This is a genomic window from Streptomyces noursei ATCC 11455, from assembly GCF_001704275.1.
GTDB lineage: Bacteria > Actinomycetota > Actinomycetes > Streptomycetales > Streptomycetaceae > Streptomyces > Streptomyces noursei.
Map to the genome: position 1 here is coordinate 334,625 of NZ_CP011533.1, position 12,417 is coordinate 347,041.

General features: G+C 65.2%; 6 protein-coding genes and 9 pseudogenes. 4 read left to right on the plus strand and 11 right to left on the minus strand.

Annotated features, from left to right (window positions below):
* Positions 1–51 precede the first annotated feature (51 nt).
* The 4 genes and pseudogenes from SNOUR_RS45130 to SNOUR_RS01475 form a co-directional block, all read right to left on the minus strand.
* Positions 52–366 carry a transposase gene (locus SNOUR_RS45130; protein ID WP_067343154.1) on the minus strand — a complete coding sequence of 105 codons (315 nt, stop codon included), beginning with the start codon at positions 364–366 and terminating at the stop codon, positions 52–54.
* Positions 363–842 (minus strand): annotated as a pseudogene (locus SNOUR_RS45135) (transposase); the annotation flags it as partial. The gene SNOUR_RS45130 and the pseudogene SNOUR_RS45135, both read right to left, overlap by 4 nt.
* A 20-nt stretch (positions 843–862) precedes the next feature.
* Positions 863–1,261 carry a hypothetical protein gene (locus tag SNOUR_RS01470; protein ID WP_174717826.1) on the minus strand — a complete coding sequence of 133 codons (399 nt, stop codon included), beginning with the start codon at positions 1,259–1,261 and terminating at the stop codon, positions 863–865.
* Positions 1,258–1,812: pseudogene (locus tag SNOUR_RS01475) on the minus strand (transposase); the annotation flags it as partial. The pseudogene SNOUR_RS01475 and the gene SNOUR_RS01470, both read right to left, overlap by 4 nt.
* Positions 1,813–1,866: 54 nt before the next feature.
* Here SNOUR_RS01475 and SNOUR_RS01480 point away from each other — a divergent pair.
* Positions 1,867–2,337, plus strand: a pseudogene (locus SNOUR_RS01480) (winged helix-turn-helix domain-containing protein); the annotation flags it as partial.
* Positions 2,338–2,452: 115 nt separating this feature from the next.
* Positions 2,453–3,742, plus strand: coding sequence for an IS256 family transposase (locus tag SNOUR_RS01485; RefSeq protein ID WP_067343128.1), 1,290 nt, complete (start codon positions 2,453–2,455; stop codon positions 3,740–3,742).
* Between the two features lie 81 nt (positions 3,743–3,823).
* Here SNOUR_RS01485 and SNOUR_RS01490 read toward each other — a convergent pair.
* Positions 3,824–4,312, minus strand: a pseudogene (locus tag SNOUR_RS01490) (winged helix-turn-helix domain-containing protein); the annotation flags it as partial.
* 63 nt (positions 4,313–4,375) lie between these two features.
* Here SNOUR_RS01490 and SNOUR_RS01495 point away from each other — a divergent pair.
* Positions 4,376–5,554: pseudogene (locus tag SNOUR_RS01495) on the plus strand (ISL3 family transposase); the annotation flags it as partial.
* A gap of 54 nt (positions 5,555–5,608) precedes the next feature.
* Here the strand turns inward: SNOUR_RS01495 and SNOUR_RS47790 are convergent.
* The 4 genes and pseudogenes from SNOUR_RS47790 to SNOUR_RS01520 form a co-directional block, all read right to left on the minus strand.
* Positions 5,609–6,289, minus strand: a pseudogene (locus SNOUR_RS47790) (transposase).
* An 820-nt stretch (positions 6,290–7,109) separates the two neighbouring features.
* Positions 7,110–7,915: pseudogene (locus SNOUR_RS01505) on the minus strand (transposase family protein).
* 659 nt (positions 7,916–8,574) lie between these two features.
* A protein-coding gene (locus SNOUR_RS01510; RefSeq protein ID WP_099055637.1) for an IS3 family transposase occupies positions 8,575–9,743 on the minus strand; the annotation gives its coding sequence in 2 pieces (ribosomal slippage) (positions 8,575–9,491 and positions 9,491–9,743; 1,170 coding nt in all).
* A 123-nt stretch (positions 9,744–9,866) separates the two neighbouring features.
* A complete protein-coding gene (locus SNOUR_RS01520) occupies positions 9,867–10,058 on the minus strand; it encodes a hypothetical protein (protein ID WP_067343163.1) in 192 nt (63 codons plus the stop codon).
* A gap of 561 nt (positions 10,059–10,619) precedes the next feature.
* Here SNOUR_RS01520 and SNOUR_RS01525 point away from each other — a divergent pair.
* A pseudogene (locus tag SNOUR_RS01525) lies at positions 10,620–11,000 on the plus strand (transposase family protein); the annotation flags it as partial.
* An 18-nt stretch (positions 11,001–11,018) separates the two neighbouring features.
* On the opposite strand, the gene SNOUR_RS01530 reads toward SNOUR_RS01525, so the two are convergent.
* Complete coding sequence (locus tag SNOUR_RS01530; protein WP_079141959.1) at positions 11,019–11,549, minus strand: transposase family protein; 531 nt, start codon at positions 11,547–11,549, stop codon at positions 11,019–11,021.
* 267 nt (positions 11,550–11,816) lie between these two features.
* A pseudogene (locus tag SNOUR_RS01535) lies at positions 11,817–12,416 on the minus strand (IS630 family transposase); the annotation flags it as partial.
* Position 12,417: the final 1 nt, after the last annotated feature.

Genomic DNA, 12,417 nt, shown 5'->3' on the forward strand with positions numbered 1-12,417 from the left:
AAGATCAGACTTGTTGCTAGACACCTCAAGCCTGGCAGAGAACGGCGTGTTTCACGCATCAGCCCAGCTCACAGCACCCACACATACGGCAGGAGAGCCTTCTTTCGGGCGGAGGGTGAGCATGCGGGAGCCGCGGGCCGAGGTGGTGCATCGTTTCTGTGCGGGGCAGGCCCGGCAGTCCCATCGGTCGAACTCGACGACGATGGCGTCGTGTCCGTGCTGGGTGACGGGATGCCAGCCGATGCTGGTGGATCCTTCGGGACAGCAGACGGTTCGGGACTTCCAGTCGATGCGGAACTCACCCTTGGCGTATCCGGCACCGGCCTTGGCTTGCGGGGAGTGGTCGGCCATCAGCGGGGTGATCATGGTGATGCCGCCCGCACGATCGCGTAGCCGTCCTGTGCGAACAGCTGCGCCAGGTGGTCCCGTTTGGTCTGGGACGAGGGCATGGTCCAGCCGTTGATCCTCGGTCCGTAGCGGTGGGCGAACTCGGCGACATTGATCTGGCTGGCCAGCCAGGTCGGGGCCGCGACCGCCAGCGCCTCCAGCGCGGCCCGCACGCTCTCCCCGGCCAGCTCCAGCCGATTCAGATCCCGCACCGCGGAGATGACATGGGTGGAGTCGGTGCGCTGTTTGCCACCGGCACCGACCAGGGCGGCATCGCGGCAGTGGTCCACCAGCCGGTCGAACACCAGTCGCTCCAGGCCGTGCCCGGCCAACCGACCGCGGAAGCGGGCCAGCACGCTGGGGTCGAAGCCGGCATCGGTCAACTCCGCCCCGATCGCGTACTTCCAATCGATCGCACGGACGGCCATCGCGGCAGCCTGCCGGTCGGTCAGGTTCTCGGCGAACTGAGTGGACGTTAAGTCCGTTTCTGGTAGCGGCCTCGTCCGGGCTGGGTGAGGAAGCCTTGGCGGGTAAGGCGTCCGAGGCGGCTGCGAGTGAAGTTGACAGCCGCCTCATGGGTGGGCATACCGAGGAGTTCGTGCAGCTCACGGGCTCTGAATGCCCGGCCGGGATGCTCGTTGAAAGCGTTCACGATGGCCTGATAGGCGGTGGCAACCTCGGGCGGTTCAGGTTCGTCTCCAGCCGATGCGAGTTCGGCGATGACCTTCTGGGTGGTGGTCAGGTCCGCGAGTCGAGCTTCGGTCTCGGCCAAGGCGGCGGTCAAGTGCTCGATCTGGTCGCGTAGTTCACCGGACCGGGCCGTGGTCTCGTCGTGCTGGACCTGGAGGTTGGCCAGCAGCTCGATGACGTTCACGCGGCCAGCTCAAGGGCGTCGCGCCAGGTGGGACTCGGTGTGGTGAGACGACGGGTCATGTTCGCGATGGAGACCCAGTAGACGCGCGAGGCGGAGGTGTCGGGGCGGTGGTCGTACTCACGAGCCAGGCGCCGGTGCAGCATCAACGTGCCGTTGACCTGCTCCACGATCCACCGCTTGGGCTGCGGGACGAAGCCTTTGCTCTGATCTTCGGGGTTGCGGCGGACGACCTCGACGTCGATGTCCATCAACGCGCCGTGGATGACGACTTGGTCCTTGAAGCCCTGGTCCACCAGGGCCTTCTCCAGCCGGTTCCCGCACCGTTCGGCGGCCTGGTCGAGCAGGGCTATGCCGGCCGTGTTGTCGTGGGCGGACGCGGCCAGCACCACGACGCCGACAACCAGCCCCAGCACGTCCACAGCCAGCCCCCGCTTGCGGCCCGACACCTTCTTGTTGGCATCCAGCCCCGTCGTGCTCTTCGGGACACCCGCGGCCGCACGCACGGACTGGGTGTCAAGGATCACGAGGGACGGGTCCTCTACTGACGTTGAAGTCGGGTTGTCGTAGGGGCTGACGGTCGGTGATCGTCGCGGTATGCCGGGTGTATGAGGTATCCGCAGGGTGGGGGTCTGACCGCGGAGCGGCAAGCGTTCCGTGAGCGGGTCCGGATGGAAGCGGTCGCGCTGTTCGCCGCAGGGCGGGGCAGCACGGACATCGCGAAGGAGTTACGGGTCAGCGTCCGGTCGGTTCAGCGGTGGCGGCAGGCGTGGAGGGCGGCCGGTCAGGACGGGGTTCGTTCCCGTGGCCCGGCGTCCCGGCCGAAGCTGAGCGAGACCCTGTTCGCCGTCCTGGAGGAGGAACTGGCCAAGGGGCCGGTCGCTCACGGCTGGCCGGACCAGCGATGGACGCTGGCCAGGATCAAGACCCTGATCGGCCGCCGGTTCCACAAGTCGATGACGCTGTCAGGGATTTCGCAGATGCTGCGGAGGCATGGCTGGAGTCATCAGGTTCCGGCCCGCCGTGCGGTCGAGCGGGACGAGACGGCGGTGGCCGGCTGGGTGAAGGATGTGTGGCCACACGTGGAGAGGGTGTACACCAGGTTGTGTGAGTGAGCGATGATTGCTCCTGTTGAGTCCGGTTCCTGCCCTGAACGGAAAGTGACACAGCGTGATATCGAGGCAGGACGACGAGATGCACCGTGCCGAGGCTGCGGAGCGGGTGAAGCGGGTGCTGTCGCCGGAGGCGATCGACGCGCTGATCGCGGACGCGAAGGACTCCGGGATCGGTCTGGACGGCCGGGGCGGTCTGTTGCAGCAGATGATGAAGCAGGTCATCGAGCGGGCCCTGCAGGCCGAGATGAGCGACCACCTCGGCTACGAGGCCGGCGATCCGGCCGGGCGGGGCAGCGGGAACAACCGCAACGGCTCGTACCCGAAGACGGTGACGACCACGGCCGGCCCGGTCGAACTCGACGTGCCGCGAGACCGCAAGGGCGAGTTCGAGCCGCGGATCGTGCCGAAGGGGACCCGCAGGCTGGGGCAGGTCGACGAGATGATCCTGTCGCTCTACGCGCGCGGCATGACGACCCGTGACATCACCGCCCACCTGCACGAGGTCTACGGCGCCGAGGTGTCCCCGGCGCTGGTCTCGAAGGTCACCGACGTCATCGCCGATGAGGTGCAGTCCTGGCAGCACCGGCCGCTGGACGAGTGCTACCCGATCTTGTATGTGGATGCGATCCGGATCAAGGTCCGGGACAACGGACACGTCGTCAACAAGGCCGCCCACCTGGTCATCGGCGTCGACGTGGACGGCATCAAGAACGTCCCGGGCATCTGGCTCCAGGACAACGAAGGTGCCAAGTTCTGGCTGCACGTGCTGACCCAGCTCAAGCACCGAGGCCTGGCCGACGCCCTCGTGGTGTGCTGTGACGGCCTCAAGGGCCTGCCGGAGGCGATCGAGGCCGTCTGGCCCCAGGCGGTCACGCAGACGTGCGTCGTTCACTTGATCAGGTCGGCGCTGAAATACGTGAACTCCACCGACCGCAAGAAGGTCGCCGCCGCCCTCAAGCCCGTCTACACCGCCGTCGACGAGACCGCCGCCCTCGAAGCCCTCGAGGCCGTCCGCGAGGAGTGGGGGCGGCAGTATCCCGGCACGATCAGCGTGTTCGAGAACGCCTGGGCCCAGTTCATCCCGTTCCTCGACTTCGACCAGGACATCCGCCGCGTCATCTACACGACCAATGCGATTGAGTCCATGAACCGCAACCTGCGCAAACTCGTCAAGACCAGCGGGCACTTCCCGTCCGACGACGCCGCCCTGAAGATGCTCTACCTCGGCATCCGCAACATCGAGGGCAGGCACATCGACGGCCACGGAACCAAAGTCCCCGCCGGCCGGATCCGCGGGACCGGGACCCTCGGCTGGACCCGCGCCATGAACCAGTTCAAGATCCGCTTCGGCGACCGGCTCCCCCTCTAACCATCAACCGACAGTAACCAACGGCAGGAACCAGACCAACAGAGCACAACAGGCATCACACACAAACCAGTTGACATCCCCCCGCGGTGTTTCCACGTGTGGCCACACATCCTTCACCCAGCCGGCCACCGCCGTCTCGTCCCGCTCGACCGCACGGCGGGCCGGAACCTGATGACTCCAGCCATGCCTCCGCAGCATCTGCGAAATCCCTGACAGCGTCATCGACTTGTGGAACCGGCGGCCGATCAGGGTCTTGATCCTGGCCAGCGTCCATCGCTGGTCCGGCCAGCCGTGAGCGACCGGCCCCTTGGCCAGTTCCTCCTCCAGGACGGCGAACAACGACTCGCTCAGCTTCGGCCGGGACGCCGGGCCACGGGAACGAACCCCGTCCTGACCGGCCGCCCTCCACGCCTGCCGCCACCGCTGAACCGACCGGACGCTGACCCGTAACTCCTTCGCGATGTCCGTGCTGCCCCGCCCTGCGGCGAACAGCGCGACCGCTTCCATCCGGACCCGCTCACGGAACGCTTGCCGCTCCGCGGTCAGACCCCCACCCTGCGGATACCTCATACACCCGGCATACCGCGACGATCACCGACCGTCAGCCCCTACGACAACCCGACTTCAACGTCAGTAGCAGGCCGGGCGGGGGCGCGCCTGCTGGCGGCACTCGCGGTGGGCCTGTCGCGGCACACCGCTCTGCGCACGCTGCTGCGCATCCCGTTGTCCGCCGGGCGGGTGCCCCGCGTGATCGGCGTCGACGACTTCGCTCTGCGCCGGCGGCACCGCTATGCCACCGTGGTGATCGATGCCGAGAGCCATGAGCGGATCGACGTACGGTGCGACCGCACCGCCGACACGCTGGAAGCGTGGCTACGCGAGCATCCGGGCATCGAGGTTGTGTGCCGCGACGGCTCCGCGACCTACGCCGAGTCCATCCGCCGCGCTCTGCCCGACGCGGTGCAGGTCGCAGACAGGTGGCATCTGTGGCACAACCTGTGCGAAGCCGCCCTCAGCGAGGTGAAGGCGCAGAGCAGCTGCTGGGCCACCGTGCTGGACGCGCCCGTGTACGACGGGCCCCGTGCCCAGACCACCCTCGAACGCTGGCACCAGGTCCATGGACTCCTCGACCAGGGGGTGGGCCTGCTCGAATGCGCCCGCCGTCTGCAGCTGGCCCTGAACACCGTCAAGCGCTATGCCCGCACCGACCGGCCCGAGCGGATGCTCCGTGTCCCCAAGTACCGGATCAGCCTCGTGGACCCCTACCGCGAGCACCTACGCAAACGCCGCACCGAAGACCCCGCCGTCCCCGTCAAGCGCCTCTTCGAAGAGATCAAGGCTCTCGGCTTCACAGGCTGCCTGAACCTCCTGCACAAGTACATCAACCAAGGCCGGGCGGACGCCGACCGCAGCCACATCTCCCCGCGCCGGCTCGCCTGGATGCTCCTCACCAGGCCCGACAACCTCAAGACCGAGCATCGCGATCTTCTGGCGCGTCTCGCCGACGCCTGCCCCGAGATGACTCAACTAGCCGCCCATATCGGGGACTTCGCCGAACTCCTGACACCTTGCGCAGGAAACGCCGACGGGCTCCCGCGCTGGATCATCCAGGTCCGCGCAGTCGACCTGCCCCATCTGCACGCCTTCACCCGGGGCCTGGAACGGGACCGCGACGCCGTGATCGCCGCGCTCACCCTTCCCTACAGCAACGGCCCCACCGAGGGCGTCAACACCAAGACCAAGCGGATCGCGCGCCAGATGCACGGACGAGCAGGCTTCGCTCTCCTTCGCCACCGCATCCTCCTCGGATAGCAGTGCGCTCCGTCACCACCGAATGTGAGACAGGGAGGGTTATTCACGTAGGCCTCACCAGCCTCTTGTGTAGAAGGTGAGGGCGGTGACGGTCTTGACGATGTCGGGGAAGCGGGTGAGGGGGCCGCGGTAGCGGGTGGCGAGAATCTTCCAGTTCTTCAGGTGCGCGATGGCCCGTTCGACTGCGGCTCGGAGCGTGTTGACGGAGCGGTTGGCTCTCTTGTCTCCGGCGGATCGTTCCTGGCCGGGCGGCTTGCGCCTGGGGGTGAACAGTCAGGAGCCGGCGTAGCCCAGGTCGCCTATGCCCTCGCGTTCGGCGAAGGCCTCGGGGAAGTGGGACTGGCGCCAGGCGTGCATGTCGTGCCGGCTGCCGGGCACCGGCGCGGAGACCGCGAGCAGGTCGCCGGCGAGAGTGGCGGCGATCTGCAGGTTGAAGCCGGTGTCGCGGTGCTTGCCGGAGAACATCGTGGTGCCCTCGCTGGACCAGTCCCACGTCGTGACCAAGGTGCCATCCACGAGTACGATCCGGCCGGCAGAGGCCTCGGTGGGATCGGGAACGTGCGTGGCCAGGACCTTCTCCACCATCGGCAGCAGGGCCGTCCATCGCCTGGAGACGGTGGCCTGGGAGATCCCGAACAACTCGGCGGCCACCTCCTGGACTGGGTTCTGCCGCAGCAGGAACAGCACCAACACCACCGACTTGTACAGGCCCAGCGCCCACATCCGCCCCGGCATCACCGGTGGGTCCGGATCCTGCACGAGCTCTTGGTGAACTCGTGCGACCAGCCCGTCAAGTTGCTCGGTGTCCAGTCCTGTCGCAATGTTCCAGCTCAACGGCCCTGCCACGGTGGTTAACTGACGCTCTCTCAAACGTCACGCTACCGAGCAGGGCCGTCCTCGTGATCAAGAACGATGGTTGAAACCCCCGTGAATAGGCCTCCAGGGCCGTTGACCGTACAGACCCCCCTCGGCCCGTATCCCGAGCGGCTACGGGAGAGATATTAGGGGAGCGCAGTCGAGTGTCTCCCTTTTCCCCTCTGATGGAGGGGAAAAGGGAGACGGTGAGTCTATCTAGCTCTCGGGGTGGTAGGTGTCCCCGTAATTCTCTTGCGGGTATCCCGAGTCGAACGAACCCTGGTAAAAGTCGGTGGTGACATGGCGATGGGCGTGTCGGTTATGCCTGTGGTGGTGCCTGGCGTGGTGTGTGCCGTGGTGGCTGTTCCGGGAACTGCCTTTGGGTGTAAAGGTGACGGAATGGGTGTGAGGGCCTGAGGCTGGCGCTGCGTAGGCAGCGGTCCCCACCCCTGCGGCGACTCCGGTAAAGAGGACTGCTAATGCCGTAGCCGTGGCTAATCGAGATGTGATTGCGTGAAACATTCAGTATTCTCCTGTTCTTGTGATTCCGTCGGCGTGGCACAGGCCATGGGTGTCTGTGCTTCGACGGAAGTACTATCCTCGATCTTGTTTGAGGGGCAGCCAGCTGGCTGACGGCATGATGCGTTCTTAGGTTTCAAGATCGAGTAGCTGGAGTGCGTGGTCGGTCAGTGAGCGTCTTTCATCCACTGTTTCTGCAGGTCAGGAGCGTGTGGATGGCTGTGGTGATGCGTGTGATGCGGTTGGTTGAGTAGCGTGCTCGGCGAAGGATGTGCCACGACTTCAGTTGGGCGAAGGCGCGTTCGCCGGGTGCTCATAGTCGTGCGTGGTCGCGGTTGAACTGTTGGTAGTGCTCGGGTTGTTGTTGGTGGTTCTTGTAGGGGGTGCGGACGGTTGAGCCGGCGCCTTGGTAGGCGCGGTCGGCTAGGACGAGGATGTGCCGGGTCAGGCAGGCCTGGACGATGCCGTGGGCCCGGGCTGCGGTCAGGCCATGGGTACGTCCCGGCAGGGCGCGGGAGAACCACAAGGGTGTGCCGTCCGGGGCGGCGATGACCTGCACGTTCATCCCATGCCGCTTGTGCTTTTGGCTGTAGTACGGCGCATCCGCGGCGATCCGGTCGGTCGGGATCAGCGTCCCGTCAACGATCACGAAGTCGCCTTCGCCCAGACCGGCCAGGGCCTCGTGAAGGCCCGGGGCCCAGAAAGCGAGGAGGTCCAGGGTCTCGTCTACGTACCGCCAGGCCGTCGTGACGGAGACACCGAAACCCGCTGCGACCTGCGCGAACGTCTCATTCTTCCGCAGGTGTGCGAGGACGAGAAGGGCCTGTTTGAAGCAACCCAGCCGCCACCACGGCGAGTTGATCTCCTGCCTGCGGGCGTAGATGAGCCAGGAAACGTGCTCAACGACCTCGTGAGGGACATCGAGCATAACAGGATAAGCAACCAACAGGGCCCCTCGGACGCCGGTGTGATGACGGGAATCACCACGCCAACGACCAGGGCCTGCCCTGTCCCCCACACCCCACCTGACCAGGCACTTCACCCCTCAAGGGCCAGGATGAAAGAGGCTCAGTGAGGTATCGCCTATTCGGGCGGAGGTCGCATGGGGTCGCATGGTCTCCAAGATTCGGGGTAAAGCTCAGCTGCGTGTCTCCCTTTTCTCCTCTGTTGGAGGGGAAAAGGGAGAAGTCGAGCTTATCTAGCTTCCGGGTAGTAGGTGTCCCCGCAGTACCCTGAGTCGAACGAATCGTGGTACAAGTCGGTGGTGGCCCCATGGCGATGGGTGTGTCGGTGGTGCCTGTGGTGTGTGCCGTGGTGGCCGTTGAAGGTGGCGGCATGGGCGTGCGGGCCTGAGGTTGTGGCAGGCGCCGCGTAGGCAGCGGTCCCCACTCCTGCGGCGACTCCGGTAAAGAGGACTGCTAATGCCGTAGCTGTGGCTAATCGGGATGTGATTGCACGAAACATTCAGCATTCTCCTATTCTTGTGATTCCGTCGGCGTGGCACGGACCATGAATGTCCGTGCTTCGACGGAAGTACGTGCCTCGATCTTGTATGAGGGGCCGCCAGCTCGCTGACAGGGCTGATGCGTTCTCAGGTTTCAATGAGGGGCCCTGCGCTTCTCGGATAGCGGTATTGAAGGTTTTCCTTATGTCACTGCCTGCAACTCCTCGTACTCGGCGTGGACTTCTGCGGGGGTCTTGTAGCCGAGTCCGGAGTGGAGGCGTTTTCGATTGTAGAACATCTCGATGTAGCGAACGATCGCTCGGTGGGCATGTGCGAGTGTTGGGAACGTAGTTCGGTGCACGAGTTCGTTTTTGAGGGCGCCGAAGAAGGATTCAGCCATCGCATTGTCCCAACAGACACCGGTGCGGCCGACCGAAGCTCGCAGGCCCAACGAGCCGAGCTTACGACGAAGTTCCCGAGACGTGTATTGACTGCCGCGATCGGAATGAAATATGCAGCCTTCGGCGAGGTCGATGTTCCGGGCCGCCATATCGAGTGCATCCGATATGAGAGAGGTCTTCATGTGGTCGGCCATCGCCCAGCCGACCACAGCTATGGTGTGGCAGTCGATGACGGTTGCGAGATAAAGGAACCCGGCCCAGGTGTGAACGTAGGTGATATCGCTGACCAGTTTGCGCCCGGGAGCGTCAGCGGTGAAGTCACGGGCCAGAAGGTCTGGCGTGGCCGGCGCCGCATCATCGGCGATCGTGGTCGCCCGCCAGGGCCGCGGCTGGCACGGCACCAGACCGAGCTCGCGCATCAGCGCGCGGACCAGTTCTGCTCCGGCCTGCACGTTCATTCGCTGGAGCGCGGCGTGGACACGCCGGTAGCCGTAGGTCTCTTGCGAGTCAGAGAAGACCTGGAGGATGACGGTCTTCAGTTCTGCACGGCGCTTCGCCGTGGCCGACAATGGCCTCGATCTCCAATGGTAAAAGCCCGACGTGGACACTCCCGCCCAGGCGCACATCTGCTGCACGGGAAAGTTGTCAGACTCGCCGTCGATGAACTCGTACTTCTCCGTCACCGGTATTCCTGGGCGAAGAAGGCCGCAGCTTTTCCCAGGAACTCGGTCTTCATGCGGAGTTCCCGGTTCTCACGTTCCAATTCGCGAAGGCGGGCACGTTCGCTGATGTTCAACGGGGGCTCCTCACCGGCGTGCTCTTGCCGGTACCGGCTGACCCAGGTGCCCAGCGTTCCCTCGTTCACCTGTATCTCTCGGGCGACCTCAGCGATCGGGCGGGACTCCACAACCACCATCTTGACCGCCTCGTCCCGAAATTCGGGACTGAACTTCCTACGCTTCTGTGCCACGTGCTCTCTCCGTCGTTCTGGACTTCGATCCTATGGGGACCGCTGTCCGAGAACTTCGGGGCTCCTCACAAGTCACAAGGTCGAGTAGGTGGAGTGTAGGGTCTTGACCTGCCGGCCCGTGGGTCAGTTCGGTGAGCCGGGCGGGATTGGCCCGTCCAGGAGTGAGGCTGGTGACCGCAGGGGCGAGGTGAAGGTGGTCTCGCCGGTCGTGCGGTGGGTGCGGCGACGCTTGAGCTTGATTGCCTGGACCGCGTGTGGAAAGGGCAGGGTCGGCCGGACCGTGCAGACCTTCAGGCGACGGATCTTGTCTTCCATGCGCCCGTTTGTGGGTGCGGTGTTGAAGTGGGGCCTCCTGTCAGGGCAGGTGCCGCAGCTGGCGGCGGGAGTGCCTCGGGTTGTCCTTGAAGGCCGGGATGGAGTGGGCGCCCCGGGCGGTGATCTGCTCGGCGTGGCTGGTCTGGGTGCGCATTGCGTCGGCGGTGACGACGTGGCCGTCGAGAGGACAGAACGCGACAACACGAACGCAGACATGGCAGACTGACGGCACATCGAAGCATCTCCATTGTTTGCAGGCGAGTTGGTAGCTCACCCATATCAACGGAGCTTCGGCATCTCCGGTCACACCGCAGTTGACCAGCACATTCACGAGATCACAGCGACCTTACAAGAGCCCTGCGCGTGCAGCACCACGCTTTTAAGAGCGTGTGACAACTCCTGTCGTGTGTCAACCTTTGTCAGCGGGTCGTCACGCTGCCTGAGCCTTTTCCAACCTGATGTGGTTGGTGGGGGTGTGGTTGGGAAGGGGGGACGGTACGACGAAGCTCCTGGTAGACGGGTCGTCGACCAAGATCAACCGTGTCTCACCAGGAGCTTCGTGTGCTTGTCTACCCGTCGGCGATCGATCTGTCCGGTGCGTCTCTGCGGTTCCTCGCCGGCCGCCTGGCTGCGCACCGTCGGGAGGTCGGGACGCGGTGGCGACGGCTGACTGCAGGTCGTCAGGCTCTGCTGGTCCTGGCACATCTGCGTTGTGGGGACACTTACGCGCGCCTCGCGGCGGGTTTCGCGATCGGGGTTGCGACCGTATGCCGCTACGTCCACGAGGCGATCGGCGTCCTCGCCGTTCTTGCGCCGACGCTTCAGCAGGCGATCAGGAGTGCTGCGGGGAAGGCGTTCGTGATTCTCGATGGGACGCTGCTGCCCATCGACCGGACCGCCGCTGACCGCCCGTACTGCTCCGGGAAACACAAGCGACATGGAGGGTTATTCACGTAGGCCTCACCAGCCTCTTGTGTAGAAGGTGAGGGCGGTGACGGTCTTGACGATGTCGGGGAAGCGGGTGAGGGGGCCGCGGTAGCGGGTGGCGAGAATCTTCCAGTTCTTCAGGTGCGCGATGGCCCGTTCGACTGCGGCTCGGAGCGTGTTGACGGAGCGGTTGGCTCTCTTGTCTCCGGCGGATCGTTCCTGGCCGGGCGGCTTGCGCCTGGGGGTGAACAGTCGGGAGCCGGCGTAGCCCAGGTCGCCTATGCCCTCGCGTTCGGCGAAGGCCTCGGGGAAGTGGGACTGGCGCCAGGCGTGCATGTCGTGCCGGCTGCCGGGCACCGGCGCGGAGACCGCGAGCAGGTCGCCGGCGAGAGTGGCGGCGATCTGCAGGTTGAAGCCGGTGTCGCGGTGCTTGCCGGAGAACATCGTGGTGCCCTCGCTGGACCAGTCCCACGTCGTGACCAAGGTGCCATCCACGAGTACGATCCGGCCGGCAGAGGCCTCGGTGGGATCGGGAACGTGCGTGGCCAGGACCTTCTCCACCATCGGCAGCAGGGCCGTCCGATCGCCTGGAGACGGTGGCCTGGGAGATCCCGAACAACTCGGCGGCCACCTCCTGGACTGGGTTCTGCCGCAGCAGGAACAGCACCAACACCACCGACTTGTACAGGCCCAGCGCCCACATCCGCCCCGGCATCACCGGTGGGTCCGGATCCTGCACGAGCTCTTGGTGAACTCGTGCGACCAGCCCGTCAAGTTGCTCGGTGTCCAGTCCTGTCGTAATGTTCCAGCTCAACGGCCCTGCCACGGTGGTTACTGAGCTTGTAGTCGTGGTGTCGTGAGTGTGAGTCCGGTTTCGGTGAGGCATCCGTCGATGATGTCGTTGCGGTATTGGATTTGTCGGAGGCCGTGTCGGAGCCGGCGGTTGAGGTGGTCGGGGTCGGTGAAGGCGGTGTTGGCCTGGGTGGTGCGGCGGAGGATCGACCAGATGCCCTCGACCGGGTTGAGGTCGGGTGCATAGGGCGGCAGGTGGTAGGCCGTGATCCAGTCCTGTGCGTCGATGAAGGCGCGCATCCGGCGGTCTTTGTGGACGTTCAAGTTGTCCCAGATGAGGAGGATGGGTCCGCCGAGTTGCTGGTGGGCGGCGATGAGGAGGTCGCGGTACTCGGTCCAGGCGAAGCTCTTGCGGCCCCCTGCCTTGTGATCGGTGTGTCGTTTGGGCCGGTAGATCAGGCGGGAGCGTTCGCCGGGTTTGTAGCAGCACAGGGCTGCGATGGAGAAGCGTCGCTGGGAGCGTCCGCGGACCCGGATGACCGGTGTGCTGCCGCGTTTGCTCCAGGTGCGTGAGGTCGGCGGCGTCATCGAGAATCCGGCTTCGTCCTCGAAGACGATCCAGGCCCCGAGCGCCGCCGCG